Source organism: Myxococcota bacterium (assembly GCA_035498015.1).
Classification (GTDB): Bacteria; Myxococcota_A; UBA9160; order SZUA-336; family SZUA-336; genus VGRW01.
This window is the reverse complement of record DATKAO010000075.1, coordinates 1-18,379: the sequence shown is the minus strand read 5'-3', so window position 1 is coordinate 18,379 and position 18,379 is coordinate 1. Positions and strand designations below refer to the sequence as shown.

13 protein-coding genes and 1 pseudogene are annotated in these 18,379 nt (G+C 70.6%); 6 read left to right on the top strand and 8 right to left on the bottom strand.

From position 1 onward, the window contains the following. Window positions 1-22 precede the first annotated feature (22 nt). Window positions 23-523: pseudogene (locus VMR86_05975) on the top strand (CoA transferase). Here the strand turns inward: VMR86_05975 and VMR86_05970 are convergent. The 7 genes from VMR86_05970 to VMR86_05940 form a co-directional block, all read right to left on the bottom strand. Beyond that, window positions 505-1,647, bottom strand: a complete 1,143-nt coding sequence (locus tag VMR86_05970) for a CoA transferase (GenBank protein ID HTO06588.1) — start codon at window positions 1,645-1,647, stop codon at window positions 505-507. The pseudogene VMR86_05975 and the gene VMR86_05970 sit on opposite strands and share 19 nt — an antisense overlap. Window positions 1,648-1,686: 39 nt before the next feature. Beyond that, window positions 1,687-3,690 carry a PEP-CTERM sorting domain-containing protein gene (locus VMR86_05965; protein HTO06587.1) on the bottom strand — a complete coding sequence of 668 codons (2,004 nt, stop codon included), beginning with the start codon at window positions 3,688-3,690 and terminating at the stop codon, window positions 1,687-1,689. A 120-nt stretch (window positions 3,691-3,810) separates the two neighbouring features. Beyond that, window positions 3,811-6,237 carry a PEP-CTERM sorting domain-containing protein gene (locus tag VMR86_05960; GenBank protein HTO06586.1) on the bottom strand — a complete coding sequence of 809 codons (2,427 nt, stop codon included), beginning with the start codon at window positions 6,235-6,237 and terminating at the stop codon, window positions 3,811-3,813. 182 nt (window positions 6,238-6,419) lie between these two features. Then, window positions 6,420-7,208 carry an ABC-2 family transporter protein gene (locus tag VMR86_05955; GenBank protein HTO06585.1) on the bottom strand — a complete coding sequence of 263 codons (789 nt, stop codon included), beginning with the start codon at window positions 7,206-7,208 and terminating at the stop codon, window positions 6,420-6,422. A 3-nt stretch (window positions 7,209-7,211) separates the two neighbouring features. Beyond that, window positions 7,212-8,015, bottom strand: a complete 804-nt coding sequence (locus VMR86_05950; GenBank protein ID HTO06584.1) for an ABC-2 family transporter protein — start codon at window positions 8,013-8,015, stop codon at window positions 7,212-7,214. Next, entirely contained in the window at window positions 8,012-8,995 is a 984-nt protein-coding gene (locus tag VMR86_05945; GenBank protein HTO06583.1) for an ATP-binding cassette domain-containing protein, read from the bottom strand. Before VMR86_05945 ends, VMR86_05950 begins: the two co-directional genes overlap by 4 nt. Window positions 8,996-9,025: 30 nt before the next feature. Further along, window positions 9,026-12,163, bottom strand: a complete 3,138-nt coding sequence (locus tag VMR86_05940) for a transglycosylase domain-containing protein (protein ID HTO06582.1) — start codon at window positions 12,161-12,163, stop codon at window positions 9,026-9,028. 174 nt (window positions 12,164-12,337) lie between these two features. On the opposite strand from VMR86_05940, the gene VMR86_05935 reads away from it, so the two are divergent. Beyond that, window positions 12,338-13,507, top strand: a complete 1,170-nt coding sequence (locus VMR86_05935; protein ID HTO06581.1) for a pyridoxal phosphate-dependent aminotransferase — start codon at window positions 12,338-12,340, stop codon at window positions 13,505-13,507. Here the strand turns inward: VMR86_05935 and VMR86_05930 are convergent. Beyond that, window positions 13,504-14,775: an alkyl sulfatase dimerization domain-containing protein gene (locus tag VMR86_05930; protein HTO06580.1), complete on the bottom strand. Its 1,272-nt coding sequence runs from the start codon at window positions 14,773-14,775 to the stop codon at window positions 13,504-13,506. The genes VMR86_05935 and VMR86_05930 overlap by 4 nt on opposite strands. A gap of 123 nt (window positions 14,776-14,898) precedes the next feature. Here VMR86_05930 and tig point away from each other — a divergent pair, with 123 nt between their 5' ends. The 4 genes from tig to VMR86_05910 all read left to right on the top strand — a co-directional run. Then, on the top strand, window positions 14,899-16,176 hold the full coding sequence (gene tig, locus VMR86_05925; GenBank protein HTO06579.1) for a trigger factor: 1,278 nt from the start codon (window positions 14,899-14,901) through the stop codon (window positions 16,174-16,176). 72 nt (window positions 16,177-16,248) lie between these two features. Then, window positions 16,249-16,878: an ATP-dependent Clp endopeptidase proteolytic subunit ClpP gene (clpP, locus tag VMR86_05920; GenBank protein ID HTO06578.1), complete on the top strand. Its 630-nt coding sequence runs from the start codon at window positions 16,249-16,251 to the stop codon at window positions 16,876-16,878. Then, complete coding sequence (gene clpX / locus VMR86_05915; protein ID HTO06577.1) at window positions 16,875-18,113, top strand: ATP-dependent Clp protease ATP-binding subunit ClpX; 1,239 nt, start codon at window positions 16,875-16,877, stop codon at window positions 18,111-18,113. Before clpP ends, clpX begins: the two co-directional genes overlap by 4 nt. Window positions 18,114-18,122: 9 nt before the next feature. Beyond that, the coding region (locus VMR86_05910; GenBank protein ID HTO06576.1) for an LON peptidase substrate-binding domain-containing protein at window positions 18,123-18,379 on the top strand (257 nt) is incomplete at its 3' end.

Below are 18,379 nucleotides of genomic sequence, written 5' to 3'. Positions count from 1 at the left end.
CACATTTCCCGCGCTCTCGGCGGTGAATCCGCGCCTCGTGTACACCTCGCTCACCGGCTACGGCACGACGGGCCCCGACGAGGGGCGGCCGGGCTTCGACTTCGCAGCGTTCTGGGCGCGCTCGGGTCTGATGGCGTCGCTGGGCGAGCCGCCGTCCGCGCCGCCGCTGTGCCGCGGGGGCCAGGGCGACCACACGACGGCGCTCAACCTCGTGCTCTCGACCCTGCTCGCGCTGCGCGTGCGCGACCAGACGGGGCGCGCGCAGTACGCAGAAGTGAGTCTCTACGGCACCGGCATGTGGACCCTGGCGAGCGACCTCTCGGCGGCGCTCGTCACGCGCACGCAGCCGCCGCGCCACGACCGCACGGCGCCGCCGAACCCGATCTGGAACACCTACCAGACGGGCGACGGGCGCTGGTTCCTGCTCGTGCACCCCGACTCACAGCCCTTCTGGCCGCGCTTCTGCGCGGCGATCGGCGAGCCCTCCTGGGCCACTGACTCGCGCTACGACACGCCGCAGAAACGACAGGCGGCGGGGCGCGAGCTCTCCGCCGCGATCTCCGCGCCCGCCAACGCGAACGGCGCGGCCATGGTCTCGAAGCGCCCGTGCTGGGGATGCTCGAGCGGCGTGAACGCGCCGATCGACCGCGCCTGCGGGCAGCTCACGACCTCGTCGAGCGTCGCCACCGGCGCCCAGATCAGCTTCTCGCGGTCGAGCGCATCGGACCAGTGCGAGTAGTCGCGCGCCGCGAAGCGCGCCGAGATCGCCTCGGCCAGCTCGCGGTTCGCGGCCGTGCGCTTCAGCGGGGTATCGAAGCGCGGGTCGGCGGCCCAGCCCGGCTCCTCGACCGCGGCGCAGAAGCGCGGCCAGAAGGGCTGGGAGTCGGGGTGCACGAGCAGGAGCCAGCGGCCGTCCGACGTGCGGTAGGTGTTCCAGATCGGATTGGCGGGCGCGCTGCGGTCGTGGCGCGGCGGGTGGGTGCGAGTCACGAGCGCGGCCGACAGGTCACTCGCCAGGGTCCACATGCCCGTGCCGTAGAGACTCACCTCGGCGTACTGCGCGCGGCCGGTCTGATCGCGCACGCGCAGCGCCAGCAAGGTCGAGAGCACGAGGTTCAACGCCGTGGTGTGATCGCCCTGGCCGCCGCGGCACAGCGGAGGCGGCGAGGGCGGCTCGCCCAGCGATCCCATCAGCCCCGAGCGGGCCCAGAACGCCGCGAAGTCGAAGCCCGGGCGCCCCTGGTCGGGGCCGGTCGTGCCATAGCCGGTGAGCGAGGTGTACACGAGCCGCGGATTCACGCGCGACAGGTTGTCGAAGGTGAGTCCGTACTTCTCGCGCCGCGGGGTGGTCAGGTTGGTGAGGAACACGTCGGCGTCGGCCACGAGTCTCTCGACCACGCCGCGCGCCGAGGGCTTCTCGAGGTCGATCACGATCGAGCGCTTGCCGCGGTTGTCGATCTCGAACGCGGTGTTCAGGTCGGTGTCGTAGCCGAGGTTGCGCATCTTGAACTGGCGCAGCGTGTCGCCGGCGGGCGGCTCGACCTTCAGCACCTCTGCGCCCATGTCGCGGAACAGCGCGCAGGCCGCCGGCCCCGCCACCCAGTTCGCGACCTCGACGATGCGCAGGCCCTCGCACGGTGCGGTCATGATCCCTCCTCGAGACCGCACCTTACCCGATCCGGCCGGCTAGGCGAAAAGGCGTCTCCGCAGCGCCAGCAGCGTGATCCCGAGCGCGAAGAGAGCCAGCGGCGCAGGCTCGGGGACGGTGGCCATGAGCACGAAGTTGCTGAAGAAGCCGTCCGTCGCGCTGTCCGACTGACCCGCCATGCGGACCTCGAACGTGGAGGTCGCCGTGTTCTCGTACAGGGCCGGGTCGATCGCGAGCACCAGGTCGTCGAGCCCGGCCTCCGCGCTGGCGCTGTCGCCGAAGCTGTAGCTCGCGACCGAGGTGCCGTTCACCAGCACCTGGACGGTGAGCAGGTGAAGGTCCGAAGAGAACGTGGAGTCGAGGAATCCGACCTTCACGTTGAACGCCCGCGGAGCGTTGAACTTGCCCTCGTTGAGCGTGGCGTTCGCGATCAGATTCCAGTCGCTGGTGCCCGCGGTGCCGCTGAACAGTCCCTGCGCCACGACCTCGTTCTCGGAGTTCGGGTCGGCAGTGTGGAGTGAGTCGATGGCGTGCGGGTTGCCGGCGAGCCAGGGCGTGCCGCCGTCGACGGCCGCCATGTAGACACCCGCCGTCTGGGGCTCGGAGACGTGGCCAGCGGCCTGCGCGACGGTCTCGGTCTGACCCACCCAGGCCGCCGCGTGCACCATCCCGTTCGTGTCCATCTCCCCGAGAGACTGGGAGTGCAGGTCGTAGATCACGCCGTGAAGGGTGTGGACGTCGGCCGTCGCGGAGCTGCCCAGGTTCGCATTCGACCTCGCGCTGGAGAGCATCGTGGTCCCGACGCCGGCGGTGGTCGCCTGGGAGATCGCACTGGCATCCGAGGTCGCAATGGCGTACGAGACGAGGCTCGACGTGGGCGCGGCCAGGTTGTACTGGTCGCCGATCGCTTCGGCGGTGGCGTGGATGGTTCCGCTGCCGATCGCGACGCTTTGAGCCAGCGCGTCGCCCGTGAGTCGGGTCCCGTTCACGGTTCCGTGATTGTCGAAGGTCTTGCCCCCCTCGGCGTGCGCGAAGGCCGACGCGCCGTTGCCGCTGGAGGTAGCGTCTGCCTCGGCATTTCCGCCCACGCCGATGTAGTTCCCGCCGCCGTACGCGTAGGCGTAGGTCTGGACGCCGCCGGTGTTGTTCGTCCCGACTGCCTTCGCGAGCGCACTGCCCGCGTGAGTGTCTCCCGACTCGGGGAAGGTGTCGACGACGGTGCCGCCGTCGGCTTGAACGGTCATGGAAAGGTTGTGGGAGGACACGCTCTTCGTGAGCTCACTCGAGCCGTCGCCCGCGTTCTGCGACGCCGATCCCGCGAGCGCAGTCTGGCTGAGAGACACGTCGCCCGCCGTCTGGGCATCGATCGCGTCGACGACGTTCGCCGAGGTGCCCTGGAGGCCGCTGTTGCCCGCCTGAACGGTCGCTTGAATCACCGCGTTGCCGGTATCTGACTGAGCGCGCACCGTGCCGAGCGACGCGACTCCGCCGTGTGACCCGGCCGAGCCCGACCCGTCTCCGCCGACGGCGCCGACGGACGCGTACGCTTCCCGCGCGCCGGGAGCGATGGCCTCGCCAGAGGCGAGCGCATTGCCGCCGTCTCCGCTGGCACCCGGGGATCCGCCGGGAGTGAGACCCCCTGGGCCGCCGTTGCCTGCCAGAGCGCCCACGATGGCAGTGACCTGGCCCGTGCCCGGGGGCGAGTCGGTCGTGGCCGTGGCGGTGGCATCGCCGCCTCGGCCTCCGGCTCCGCCGTTTCCGGCCGGAGATCCGGCCGGCACGCCGGCGCCCCCATTGCCGCCGCTTCCGCCCGCGCCGCCGTGAGCCGTCGCGATGTTCGTGTCGTCGGCCGCGTTGTTGGCCGTGGCGACGGCGGGGCCACCGGGGCCGCCCGCGCTGCCATCGCCGCCCGGGTTTCCCGCGGTCCCGTCGATGCCCGGCGTCCCGGCACTGCCGGTCACGTCGACCGACGCGCCGCGTGCCGCAGTTCCAGTGGAGCAGAACAGACACAACGACAGCCCGAGCCGAACCAGCGACCGCATGACTCCCTCCGGTTCACCCAAAGGATACCACGAGTAAGTCACCGCGTGACAGCCATTGGTGACACCCGCTTCCCGACGCAAGCGCGCTTGCGGGCGAAAGGCTCGTGGAGCCTGGATGACTCAGCGGTGACGCTGGCGCAGGCCCGCGAGCAGCCCGACCCCGAAGACCATCAGCCCCAGCAGCGCCGGCTCCGGCACGTGCACGGTGACCAGCGCGAACTCACTCCGCACCTGGTCGGAGAGGGTGCCGCCGTCGACGAAGTACTGGAGCGAGAAGTTGGAGATCGGACCCGGACCGAGCACGCCCGGGTCGATCACCACCAGGCGGTCGCTGAGCGCGGCCTGCGCCTCGGCCGCGTCGGCGAAGTGCTCGTCGAGGATCGTGTGGCCGTCGATCGACAGCTCGAGCACCAGCGAATCGAGGCTGCTGGCGGGAAACGAGGCGCCGAGGAACGCCACCGCCCAGGTCTGATTCGCGGGCAGTGACCCGCGATCGAGCGCGAGCGCGTAGCTGCCGTTCCACGTCTGCTGGTCGGCGTGCTCGTACACGAAGCCGACCGCGAGCGCGTGTGAGTCAGGGGACATGCGCCCGAGCACGTGCGGGTTGCCGGCCAGCCAGGTCGCAGCGTCGGACGCGCCGGGCAGCGCGTTCACCAGACCGATCGTGTCGGAGCGGTTCCGGGTCAGGTCGAGTGACTCCTGGTGCGAGAGCGCCGCGCCGTACTCGACGATCGAGGTGAGTGTCTGGCCGACGGGCTGGGAGTTGGCGCCCCCGAGGCTGAGGTAGGCCGAGGGCAGCGCTCCCCCGCCCAGCGCAGTGGCGAGCGAGGTCGAGTCGGTGACCGTGCCGCCGGAGCTGGTGGCGGTCGCGGTGATCGGACCGAAGCCGCTCGCGCGCGCGAGGGCGTGCGCGCTGCCGAAGCGCGGGGCCGTCATCGGGGCCGGGTCGATGAAGTTGCCACCGGTCGCCACCGCGCTTGCGACCGCGGCGCCCGTGCCCTGAGCCGTGGCGTTCGCCTCGGCCGTGGCGACGCCGACCTGCAGGTCGAGCGGGCCGGGGGGCCCCACGCTCAACCCGCCCTGAGCGGTGCTCGAGGCCGTCGCGTCACCCGTGCCGTAAGTGACTGCACCTGCGACTGAGTCGGCCGCGCCACCCGAGCCGAGCTCGACCGAGCCGGCCTTGCTGTCTCCCGCCGATCCGCCCTGAGAGCTCGCGGTCGCCGAAGCGGGGCCGTTCACGGCCGAGGCGTCGGCCTGCGCCATGCCCGCGGCGGCGGTCGTCGCGCCGTGTCCGAAGTCGGTGAAAGCGTTGCCCCCGCCGATGGCGGAGGCGACCGCTTCGGACCCGCCGCCCAGGTTGAATGCCGACGCGTGCGCCGTGCCCGTGGCACCGGCGGTCGGGTCCGCGCCCATCGGCACGTTGCCGCGCACGTTCCCGCCCGCCGCGATGGTCTCGACGTGCAGGCTCGAGTAGCTCCCCTCGCGGCTGAGGTCGCTCTCCGCGGCCCCGGCAGACTCGGTACCCGAGCCGCCCGTTGCGCCCTGGATGAGTGACAGCGCGCCCGTGGTGTCGCCCTGCACCGTGTCGTTCAGGAAGAGCGACCCGCCGCGCACGCCGCTGCCCTCGGTGGCGAAGCCGCGCACGGTGACCGCGCCGCCCCCCGACGACGTGCCGTAGACCTGGTCGAGGAACGCGTGACCGCCTTCGGCGTTGGGACCCCAGGCACTTCCTCCGCGCGCGTTCGCGGTGATGTCGACCGAGCCGCTCGAGGCAAGGAGCTCCACGGCAGTCACGTGCGCGTCACCGCCGATCGCGTGGCCGGCGGCCGAGCCGTCGGGGCTGCGCGCGTCGCCGCCCCGCGCGACGGACACGAGCACCACGTCACCCGTGTCTGCGCTGCGCGCAAGTACGGAAGAGGCCTGTCCGCCGCGCGCGCCCGGCCCGACTCCGGCATCTCCGCCGAGCGCCTGCTGCGAGAGACTGAGCACGCCGGGCGCGGCACCGACCGCCGCATTGGCCAGGCGCGAGTCGTGCCCCGCGCCCGCCTGGACCGAGCCGTTGCCCCCTTCGCCGCCGACCTGCACCACCGACAGCGACGCCTCGCCCAGGTACGAACGTCCCACAGCACTCGCGCTGGCGGCCCCGCCATCGCCACCCACTGCGCCCGCTCCGCCCGCGCCTCCGATCGCCTGGCTCGTGACCTGCACCGGGCCATCCGAGATCGCCTGCGCGGCCGCGCTCGCGGCGCCGCCGACCCCGCCGACGCCGCCGGGCACTCCACCGGCACCACCCGCGCCACCCGTGATGAAGGCATCGGACTCGGCGCCCGACGTCGAGTCGTTCGTCACCGTTCCCGTCGCCGACCCGCCGGCGCCGCCGCTTCCGCCCGCGTCCGGGCTGCCGGTCGCGGCATCGCCGCCTCCACCCCCGGCTCCGCCCACGAGCGTGAGGCTGTTCAGGGGATCAGGGTCACCCAGCGTGGCGGCGATCGATTGTCCGGGGTCGCCCGGCGCGCCTGCCGCGCCGTCCGCACCCGCAGCCCCCACGAGGTCGATGCTCGCCGCTCGGGCGACGCCGGCAGAAAGCGCGCAGACCGCTGCGAAGACACAAAGCTCCCGCAGCGCGCGATGCATGGCTCCCTCCGGCGAGCGCGACGCGGGCATCTTACCCCGGGCAAGGGCGCTTGCGGCTGAAGAAGAAAGCGGGGCCTGGTTGCCGGTGAGCTGCGCTAGGCGGAAGCGCCGGAGTAGCGCTTCAGCCCTCGCAGCCAGAACCAACGCGAAACGACCACGAGAGTCAGTGACACGGCGCAGGCGAGCGCGAGGTTCGACACGGTGAGTCGGCCCGCCAGCGCCTCGGCGGGCACGGTGACCGCGAAGGCGACGGGCACGAGCGCGGTGAGTCCGATGCGCAGCCAGCGCGGGTAGATGCCGACGGGCCAGCGGCCGGCTTGGTACATGTTCCAGAACAGCATCAGGATGTTCTCGAGCCGGATGAACCAGAAGGCGCAGGTCGCGAGCAGCATCCAGAAGGCGTAGACGGTGGTGGCACCCGCGACCAGCGCCAGCGCGAAGCCGGCGGCGGCGAGCAGCGACACGCGGGCGCCGATGCCGAACAGCCCCCAGCAAAGGATCGCGAGCCCGAGCAACAGGTCGACCAGCTTCCAGACCCGGACCTCGCTCGCCGAGACCAAAAGCTGTGCGTCCGCGGGCTTGGTGAGCGTGAAGTCGAGGTTGCCCTGGCGTACGTCGTCCATGAAGCGGGTGAGGCTCGGCGAGATCACCACGTGGATCAGGCCGTAGACCGTGAAATACACCCCGAGCAGCGTGACCAGCTCGGCGGGCGTCCAGCCCACCAGCGTGTCGGTACGGGCGAACACCACCTGCACCGAGCCCAGCGCCGAGCCCACGTTGACCAGTGACTCGACGATCTCCACCCAGAAGTTCGCGCGATAGGCGGACTCGTTCTGGAAGCCGATCTTGGTGAAGGTCCAGAACACGTCGAGCCAGCCGCGCACGCGCTAGCCTCCGACCGACGCGAAGCGCCGCACCGCGCGCGGCCACAACAGCCGCAGCACGAGCCCGCCGCCGGCGATCCAGCCCAGCTGCGCGACCAGGCCGACCGCGACGTCGCGCGGAGTGAGCCGCCCGAGCAAGAGCTCGACCGGGAACGCGACCATCCAGCGGAACGGCAGCGCAGCGCCCAGCGTCTGCAGCGCGTTCGGCAACAGGCCCACCGGCGCGACGCGTCCCGACAGGAACATCAGCAGCACGAAGTAGGCCCGGTTCACGGCGCTGATGCGCGTGGTCCAGAAGGCGGTGAGCGCGAGCGACCACTCCCACAGGAAGCGCACACCGAACGCCAGCACGAGCGCGGGCACGAAGGCCGCGAACGCCCAGGGCGTCCACGCGATGCGCGCGTGAAACACGAAGCCCAGCACGATCAGCGCGGGCAGCATGGTGGCCTGCTGAGACACTTTGTGCGCCAGGTTCTCGGCCACGTCGCCGTGGATCGGGTGCACCGGGCGCAGCAGCTGGAACGCGAGCTGTCCGTGCTGGATGCGCGCGTCGAACTCCCACATGTGCCAGTCCGACGTGAACTGGTTCACCCAGGCGTACACGAGATAGTAGGCGGCGAAGTCGGCGGGCGAGAAGCCGCCCACGCTCCCGCCCTGCGCCGCGGCCACCGAGGACCAGACGGCGAGATAGATCACCGGCTCCATGATCATGCCCATGAGCCAGATCACGTTCGCCGCGCGGTACTGCACCTCGATCGAGAGCGACACGCGCACGAACGTGGCGTACAGGTCGCGGAAGTAGCTCACTCGGGCCCCACCGCGAACACGCGCTCGATCACCTCTTCGATCGGCGGGTCCTCGACCGCGAGGTCGATCACGGGCAGGTCGGCGAGCAGCCGCGCCGTCAGCTTCGCGGTCCCGGCCTTCTCGACGCGCAAGGTCACGCGCTCGCCCTCGCGAGACACCACCTCGCCGTAGCCCGACAGGTCGGGCGGCGGGCCATCGAGCTCGATCGTGACCGTCTTGTGCGAGGCGAAGCTCGCGACCAAGTCGGCGAGCTGGCCGTCGAACAGGATGCGCCCGTGATGGATCACGATCACGCGTTTGCACAGCGCCTCGACGTCGGCCATGTAGTGACTCGTGAGCAGCACGGTCGCGCCCGTGCGCTGGTTGTAGCCCGCGACGAACTCGCGGATGCGGCGCTGCATGGTCACGTCGAGGCCGATCGTAGGCTCGTCGAGGAACAGCACCTGGGGCTCGTGCAGGAGCGCCACGGCCAGCTCGCACTTCATGCGCTCGCCGAGTGACAGGTTGCGCACCGGGCGCTCGAGCAGCGGCGCGAGCTCGAGCAGCTCGACCAGCTCGTCCACGGTCTTGCGGTAGCGCGCGGGGTCGATGGCGTAGATCGCGCGGTTGCGCTCGAACGAGTCGGCGACCGGGATGTCCCAGATCAGCTGATTGCGCTGGCCCATGACCAGCGTCATCTGGCGCAGGAAGGCGTGCTGCCGCTCCCAGGGCAGGAAGCCCAGCACGCGCGCGCTGCCCCCGCTCGGGTGCAGGAGACCCGAGAGCATCTTCAGCGTCGTGGTCTTGCCCGCGCCGTTGGGACCCAGGAAGCCCACGACCTCGCCCGGCTCGACCGAGAAGCCGATCGCGTCGACCGCAGTGACTCGCCGCGACTCACGCCGGAACAGGCTGCGCAGCGCGGCGCCCAGCCCCGGCGGCCGCACCGGCACCACGTAGGTCTTCGAAAGGCCCTCGACGGAGATGGCAGGCGCTGGGCCCATCGAGGGCGCAGGATAGCGGACGCGGCTCGCTCAGCCGTTCGGGCGGAGCGTGGGTAGGGTGCCCACGCGACCATCAGACGTAGGCTGGCGCGCGACGTCGTGCGGCGGCTCGGCGAGGAGAGGCGAGATCGTGGGCGCGATCATCTTGAAGAGCTGCGCCGGCAGCGAGCTCGTGAACGCGAACGCGGCGGCGTCGGGTCCGTGCACGTAGGCGGTGATCACGCCGTAGAAGCGGTCGTCGATCAGGAACACGAAGGTCGCGGTGCGGTTCACCACGCGTGACTCGAGCAGCTTCCCGCCGGGGCCGAAGGTCTTGAAGCGGTGGTCGCCCGTGCCGGTCTTGCCGCCGACCACGGCGCGCCGTCCGTCGGGCGCGACCAACGCCCCGCGCGCGCGCACCGCCGTGCCGCTCTCGACCACGCTCACCATGGCCGTGCGCAGCGCGCGTGCCACCTCGACCGGCATCACGCGCGGCCCCTGCGCGTCGAGCGGGCGCAGCACGGTCTCGTAGGGTGTGTCGGCCGCGAAGCGCAGCTCCGACATGCGGTTGGTCGGGTTGCGCACGCCGTCGCTGGCGATGATGCCCGCGAGCTCCGCCAGCGCCGACGGCCGGTCCGCCGCGCTGCCGATGGCGGTCGCCAGCGAAGGCACGAGTGACTCGAACGGATAGCCGTGGAGCTGCCAGTTGCGGTGCACCTCGAGGAAGGCCTCGATCTCGAGCAGGCTGCGGATGCGGCGGTCCTGGGCCGCGCGGCGGTGGCGGCTGAACAGCCAGTTGTAGACCGCGATGCGCTGCTCGGCGCTGGCGTCGAACACCGCGCGCAGGGTGGCGTCGGGCTGGCGCTCGAGATAGTTCACGAGCCACAGCTCGAGCGGGTGCACGCCGGCCAGATACCCCTGATCGGCCAGGCCGTACCTGGTGGGCGAGTAGGTGTCGTACAGGCGCTGGCGCACCCTGGGCTCGAGCTTGGCCTCGGGGAACTCCTGGCGCAGCGCGGCGTCGAAGGTCGCGAAGTCGTCGTCGGGCCGCGCGGCGCGCAGCGCCATGGCGACACGCTTCGGTGTACGGCGCACGCCGCGCACCAGCGTCTCGACCATCTCGGCCTGGCTGCGGCCGTGATACTTGCGCCAGAAGCGCTCCAGGTAGATGCGGCCCTCGCGGTCGGCGAAGCGGCGCAGATACTCGGTGCGCCGCGGGTCGGCCGGGTCGCGCAGGATCGCGGCGCTCGAGCCGGGCGCCTGGAACGTGTAGTAGTTCACGATGTCGCGCATCAGCCGGATGAACACGAGGTTCACCGAGCGCGTGAAGCTCTCGCGCACCGTGAGGATCCGGTAGTCGTCCTCCTTCTCGAAGTTCGCGAAGTGGTGCTCGCCGCCGCCCGTGAAGAAGGTCTCGGCCGGGCTGGCCGAGTAGCGCCGGTCCAGGGCGTCCTCCAACAGCGGGCCGAGGCGCATGCCGGGGTGGGCGATCAGCTCGTCGAGCACGAAGCGCGTGAGTCGGTCGCGCGGCTCGGTCTGGACCGCCTTCAAGGTCTGCAGGTGCTCGCCGCCGAAGCGCTCGTGCAGCTCGGCGATGATCTCGAGATAGGTCGCGAGCGTGCGCAGCTTCGCGGTCGAGCCCAGGTCGAGCTTCACGCCTTCGTTCACGTCGAACGGCTGGTCCAGGTTGTCGGCCTGCACCAAGAGGTCGTTCGACGCCGGCCCGCGCTCGTACAGGAGGAAGCTGTAGACGATCTTCCCCGGGTCGCCGCCGTCGAGCAGATGGAAGCCGTAGAGTCCCGCGGAGCGCGCGCGCTCGGGGTCACGCAGCTCGCGCAAATCGCGAGTCACCGCCTCCTGCACGTTGGGCGTGAGCGTGCTCGCCACCGACAGGTCGAGCCGGTCCAGCGCGTAGTAGTCCGAGAGACCGAGCAGCCCCACCAGCTTGGTGCGCACCGCGCCCGCCGACTTGCGGTCCTCGGGCGACAGCCCGGTCGAGTCGTCGCCGCGGGCGCGCAGCTCGAGGTCGATGCCGAGCGCCGCTTCGTACAGCTCGGGCGAGATCGCCTTCTCGTCGCGCAAGAGCTTCAGGAACGAGTCGGTGCGCGCGCGCAGCGCGGCCGGGTCCTGGATCAGATAGTAGGACGGCCGTCCGGCGGACAGCACGAGCGAGAGCGCCTGTTTGTAGGCACGCGCGCGTGTCTCGAGCGGATAGCTCGAGTGCGGGTCGTCGGCCGCGCGCAGGATCCGGTTCGTCTCGTCGAAGTCGACGCCGTACCAGATCGCGAGCGCGTCGCCGATGCCGATCACCTCGCCGAGCGGCGGCGCTGCCGCGAGCGGCATCGAGTTGAGATAGTCGACCACGATGCGCTTGCGCGCGCCGGCGGTCTCTTCGCCGTCCTGGTACGCGCGCAGGCTGGCCGACGCCATCTGCCGCAGCTTCTCGAGCGGCGAGGTGGTGAGTCCGCCGGCCGAGTGTCTGAACTTCTCGATCTGCGTCGCGAGCGTGCTGCCGCCGGCGCGGTCCGTCTCGGCGCCCGCGATCTGCAGCACCTGCCCGAGCACGGCGCGCCCGAGCCGATCCCACTCGATCGCCGGGTTCCGCTTCGGGTAGCGGTCGTCGAGGATCTCGCGGTTCTCCACGAACGCGAGCGAGGTGACCAGGACGCGCGGCACGTCGGCGAAGCTCGGGTAGACGTGCTCGGGAAAGGCGACGCCGAAGAACGGCGTGCCGTCGCGCCCGCGGATCGAGAGACCCGCATGGGTCTTCTCGGGATAGATCGGATTCAGCCCCCAGTCTTCGAGTGACAACAGGCGCTGCGAATGCCGCGCCTGACTCTCGACGCCGTAGCCCGCGGCGGACAGGCGCGCGACGAAGTCGGGGATCTCCGTGTAGCCCAGGCGCTCGTCGAACGGTCCGCCGGTGGGGAAGCGGATGCTGGGGCTCGGTCCTTCGCCCAGCTCGAAGCGCGCCTCGCGCGCAATGCGCGACAGCTCGCGCGCCTGGAAGGCCGAGGTGCGCAGCTCGCGCGCAAGCGCCCACACCGCGAGCGCGACGCCCGCGATCACGAGCAGGAGCACCCACCAGCGCAGCTTCGGCCAGCGCCGCGTGCTGCGCGCCCGCGGCACGACCTGCCGCGCGGGCTCGGTTTTCTGCTGCGCAGCGGGAAGGGGGAGGGTGGAGGACATCGCTTGGCTTCCGGATTCCAGACGAGGGTCGGCCGACGCAGAGGAGTGGCGCGAGCCGTTCGCGCGTGGCGCGCCGGGGGTGACACTCATTCCTGTGCTCCCGGCTGGGATGCACGCCGCGCCCCGAGGTTGCGCAGAGACTGCGCGCGCGCGCGCCGGCTACTCTCGCGCACGGTGTTCTCCAAGCGCACGCAGTGGGAGCTCTCGCCGAACGCACTGGCACGTGCGCTCGCGAGTCGTCGCGCCGCCGGGGGGAGCGTCGTCGATCTCACCATCACCAATCCGACCGAGGTCGGCCTGCGGCATCCGCCGTCGTTCTTCGCGGAGCTCGCGCACGCGGGAGAGGCGAGTTACGACCCCAAGCCGCTCGGTCTCGACTCCGCCCGCGAAGCCGTTGCAGATTACTATCGCGCGCGCGGGAGCGCATGCGAGGCGCAGAACGTGTGGCTTTGCGCCAGCACGAGTGAGGCGTTCTCCTGGCTCCTGGCGCTGCTGTGTGACCCGGGCGACGCGGTGCTGGTCCCACGGCCCGGCTACCCCCTGCTGGACTACCTGGCCGCGCTCGCGGGCGCCCGACTGGTCCACTACCCGCTGCGCTGGCACGGCCGCTGGCAGGTCGACGTGGCCGAGCTGCGGGCCGTGGCCCGGGCCGAGCCGCGGGCGCGGGCGGTGGTCGCCACCTCGCCCGGGAACCCCACGGGGGCGGTGCTCGGTGCGGGCGAGCTGCGGGGCTTGGAGAGCCTGTGCGCCGAGCTCGGGCTCGCGGCCGTGGTGGACGAGGTGTTCGGCGACTACCCGCTCGATCCCGGCGCGCCGGCCTTCCGCTCGGCGGTCGGGCCGCGCGAGTGTCTGTGCTTCGTGCTCTCGGGGCTCTCGAAGGTGGCCGCGCTGCCGCAGTGGAAGCTCGGCTGGGGAGTGACTTCGGGCCCGGCCGAGCTCGTGCGCCGGGCGGACGAGCGGCTGGCGCTGGTCGCGGACACCTTCCTGTCGGTCTCCACGTGGGCGCAGCTCGCCCTGCCGAAAATCCTGCGCGCGGCGCCCGCGATGCAGGCGCGCATCCGCGCGCGGACGGCCGGCAACCTGGCGGTGCTGCGCAAGGCGCTCGCCGGCGGCGCCGCCAGCGTGATGGCGGGCGAGGGCGGCTGGGCCGCCGTGCTCCGGCTGCCGGCGGTCGGCCGCGACGACGAAGGCTGGGCGCTCGCGCTGCTCGAGCGCGGCGTGCTGCTGCACCCGGGGAGTCTCTACGACCTGGACGGCTGTCACGCCGTGTTGTCGCTGCTGCCCGAGCCCGAGCTCTTTGCCGCGGGGGCCCAGACGCTCGCGCGCGCGCTCGCGGACGCCTAAGCCGGCCGGCCCTTCTTCGCCGACTCGTTGGCCGCGGCGCGGAAGATGCCCTTCGACATGGTCGATGACTCGGCCTCGACCCGGCGCGCGTACACGTCGGAGCGCAGCGCGTGGGCCTCGCGGCTCTCGGGCTCGGCCTCGACCGCCCAGTCGACCCAGTGCGAGGCCATGCGCAGGTCGCCGGCCGCGAGGCTGGCCGACGCGCGCGCGAGCAGCCCGCCGACGCCGCCCGCGAGCGCCGCGATCTCGCGCGCCTGCTGGGCGCGCGGGGCGGGCTTGAGCTCGCTGGGCACGCCGCTCCACCAGCCGCCCAGGCAGCGCACCACGTTGCGCACGATGAACTCCGGCTCGTCGTAGATCGGCTGCAGGTAGGGCCGGTCGGCAAGCGCCGCCGGCGGTCTCACGGTCTCGACGATCTCGTACACGGTCGCGCCGCGGTTCAGGAGCTCGAGTGTCTGGCGGTAGAGTGACTCGAGGTAGTCGGCGGTGTCGAGCAGCGCCGCGCGCACGCGCTCGGCGCCGTAGATCGGCACGCCGTGACCCGGCAGCAGCACCTGCGCCTCGCGCGCGGCCATGGCGCGCAGCGCCTCGGCCCAGTCACTCGCGTAGCGCTGGACCTTCTGCGGGTTGCCGGCGTTGGGCGCGGCCCAGATGAAGAGGTCACCCGTGCACAGCGCGCGCGCGTCGGGGATCCAGACCCAGGTGTGGTCGTCGGTCTCACCGCGCGCGTGGTGCAGCTCGAGCTCGCGCCCGCCCACGCGCAAACGCAGGTCGTCGCGGTACACGACGGTTGGGTAGTCCGGGTTGATCGGCCACTCGATCGGCACGCCGAACTGGCGCGTGTTGATGGTGGTGTTGTAGCCGGCCGTCTCGATGTAGCGCTTCATGCGCGGCGCGACGTCGACGTGGCCCACGATCGCCGGCCGCGGCCAGCGCTCGGAGTCGGCCTCGCGCAGGAAGGGCGGCAGGCCGTAGGCGTGGTCCACGTGGCCGTGGGTGTAGATCGCGGTGTGCACGGGGTCCTTGGCGAAGCGGCGCACCGCCTGGAAGCTGCGCTCGTGTTGCGCAGGATGGAACGAGCCCGTGTCGACCAGCACCAGGCCCTCGGCGGTGCGAATCGCAGTCACGTTCACGAAAGCCTTGTAGAACGCCACTCCCGGGGCGACTTCCTCGATCGCGTCGACGAACGCGAACGGGTGGTGCGCCGGATCGCGCATGTCGGCCCGGCCGGAGAGCAGGTGTTCGGAGAGCTCGCGCAAGGTCGCCATGGGGCCGAGGTCCTCCGGGTTGAGCAGCCTCGCGTGTACCCTATCATGGCGATACGGGCCCCGAGCGCGGGTAGGGTGCCCGCGCGAGCATGGGTCGGGGCGGAGACACTGATGAATGTGAATGTGGAAGAGACAGGACCGGTCGAGCGCCGCCTGCACATCGAGGTTCCGACCACCGACGTCGATGCGGCGTTCGCGTCGTTCTTCCGCGAGATGGGCCGCAACGCGCACATCAAGGGCTTCCGCCCCGGCAAGGCGCCGCGCGACGTGCTCGAGAAGTACTTCGCCGACCGCGCGTCGCAGGACGTGCTGGAGCGGCTGGTCGGCGAGTCGCTGGGCAAGGCGATCGACGAGGCCAAGCTCGACGTGATCGGCGAGCCGCGCCTCAACCCCGGCGAGCCGCCCAAGCAGGGCGCGCCGTTCCGCTACGACGCCGAGGTCGACGTGCGCCCGGTGATCGAGGTCCAGAAAGTGAAGGGCCTCGAGCTGAAGCGTCCCACGCTTCCCGTGCCTGAGCAGGACCCCGTCGAGGCGCATCTGGAAGAGGCGCGGCAGCGCCAGGCGCAGCTCGTCGAGGAGTCGAGCGGCGCGTCGGTCGCGCGCGGCAACGTCGCGATCCTCGACTACGTGGGAAAGATCGACGACAAGCCCTTCGCCGGCTCGAGCGCGCGCGAGGCGCAGGTCGAGATCGGCGCGGGCCGCACCTTCGGTGGCTTCGAGGACCAGCTCGTGGGCATGCAGGTCGGCGACGAACGTCAGTTCGAGATCGCGATGCCCGAGGACCACGCCGACGAGTCACTGCGCGGGAAGACCGTGCACTTCGAGGTGAAGCTGGTCGCGCTGAAGCGCCGCGAGGTGCCCGAGCTCGACGACGAGTTCGCGAAGGACGTGTCGAGCTTCGCCACGCTGGCCGAGCTGCGCGAGGATCTGACCCGGCGCGTGGCCGAGGGCCGCGAGGCGGAGCAGAAGCGGCTCGAGCGCGGCGCGCTGGTCGAGGCGCTGCTCGCCGCCAATCCGTTCCCGGTTCCGCCTCAGCTGGTCGAGTCACAGGTGCGCGCGCGCATCGGCCGCATGCTCGGCCAGCTCGGCAACGCGCGCGTCTCGCGCGACGGGCTCGGGCAGCTCGTCGAGCGCTGGAGCCAGGAGCTCAAGCCCCAGGTCGAGAACGAGGTCCGGATGGCGCTGCTCGCACCGGCGATCGCGAAGACCGAGGCCATCGAGGTTTCCGACGCCGACGTCGATCAGCAGCTCGAGCGCATCGCGGAGGCCAACGGGAAGAAGTTCGGCGAGCTCAAGCGCGAGTATCGCGAGCGCGGTCTGCTCGACGCGCTGCGCGCCGGAATCCTGGAACAGAAAGCGGTTGAATTCGCACTCGACGCAGCTAAGTTTGAAGACACGTAAAGTCGCGGAATCGAAAAGGAAAAGTCTGCTGTCTGCACTTCTTGCTCCGGACCGATCCGCTAGAATGGGGGGATGTCGTTGCTGATTCCGATGGTGATCGAGCAGTCGAATCGCGGCGAGCGCGCCTACGACATCTACTCGCGGCTCCTGAAGGACCGCATCATCGTCCTGGGCAGCCCCATCAACGACGACGTCGCCAACCTCGTCATCGCCCAGCTCTTGTTTCTCGAGGCCGACGACCCCGAGAAAGACATCTACGTCTACGTGAACTCACCCGGGGGTGACGTGAACGCCGGTCTGGGCATCTATGACGTCATGCAGTACGTGAACCCCGACGTGCAGACCATCTGCATGGGTCAGGCGGCGAGCATGGGCGCGGTGCTGCTCGCGGCGGGCGCGAAGGGCAAGCGCTCCTGCCTGCCGCACTCGCGCGTCATGATCCACCAGCCCTGGGGCGGCGTTCAGGGCAAGACCACCGACATCCAGATCCACGCCCAGGAGTTCCTGACCCTGCGGCAGAAGCTCAACGAAATCCTGGGCCACCACTGCAACCGCGATCCCAAGCAGGTCGAGCTCGACACCAAGGACGATCGCTTCATGTCGTCCCAGGAGGCGCTGGACTACGGGCTCGTGGACAAGATCATTTCCAGGCACGAGCGCGGGCCCCGCGCCGTGAACGGGGAAGGGAAGCAAGGCGGATGAAGAAGAAGGAAGAGGGAACGAATCTCGCCTGCTCCTTCTGTGGCAAGAGCCAGAAGGAAGTGAAGAAGCTCATCGCGGGCCCGACCGTTTACATCTGCGACGAGTGCATCGAGCTGTGCAACGACATCATCGCGGAAGAGGCGAGCCGCGACAGCGACCGCGGCAGCTCCTCCGTCCCGAAGCCGCGCGAGATCAAGGCGTTCCTCGACCAGTACGTGGTCGGGCAGGAGTCGGCCAAGAAGATCCTCTCGGTCGCGGTGCACAACCACTACCGCCGCATCGAGAACCAGTCGGTGGTGGGCGACGTCGAGCTGCAGAAGTCGAACATCCTGTTGCTCGGCCCGACGGGCTGCGGGAAGACGCTGCTCGCGCAGACGCTGGCCAAGATCATCGACGTGCCGTTCACGATCGCCGACGCGACCACGCTGACCGAGGCCGGCTACGTCGGCGAGGACGTCGAGAACATCATCCTGAACCTGCTCCAGAGCGCGAACTACGACGTGGAGCGCGCGCAGCGCGGCATCGTCTACATCGACGAGATCGACAAGATCGCGCGCAAGTCCGAGAACCCTTCGATCACGCGCGACGTGTCCGGTGAGGGCGTGCAGCAGGCGCTGCTCAAGATCATCGAGGGCACGGTCGCGAACGTCCCGCCCAAGGGTGGGCGGAAGCACCCGCAGCAGGAGTTCGTGCAGGTCGACACCACGAACATCCTGTTCATCTGCGGCGGCGCCTTCCACGGCATCGAGGACGTGATCGAGCGGCGCATCGGCGTGCAGGGCATGGGCTTCGGCGCCGAGCTGAAGAAGCGCCAGCGCAAGCTCGGCGAGCTGTTCAAGCACATCCAGACCGAGGACCTGTTGAAGTTCGGGATGATCCCCGAGTTCGTGGGCCGGCTCCCGGTCGTGGCCACCTTGGAAGAGCTGTCTCAGGAAGCGCTGTACAAGATCCTGACCGAGCCCAAGAACGCGCTGGTCAAGCAGTACCAGAAGCTGCTCGAGCTCGAGGGAGTCACTCTGCGCTTCTCCGACGGCGCGCTGCGCGCGGTGGCCGAAGAGGCGATCGTGCGCAAGTCGGGCGCGCGCGGGCTGCGCTCGATCCTCGAGACCATGATGCTCGAGATCATGTACGACATCCCGTCACGCGACGACGTCTCCGAAGTCGTCATCAACGAAGAGGTCGTCCGGCACGGCGCCGAGCCGATGATGGTGTACGACCGCGCCGAGAGCGCGTAAGGAACTGGCATGGCCTTCTTCAAGGGCGACGGGGAACGGGACGGCGGCGACAAGGTCGGCCTGGTGCCGCTGCTTCCGCTGCGCGACATCGTCGTGTTCCCGCACATGGTGGTGCCGCTGTTCGTGGGCCGCGAGAAGTCGGTCCGCGCGCTCGAACGCGCCATGGCGGGCGACCGCACGCTCTTGCTGGCCGCGCAGAGAGACGCGAAGTCCGACGATCCGGGCCGCGAAGAGATCTTCGAGCTCGGCACGCTGGGCTCGATCGT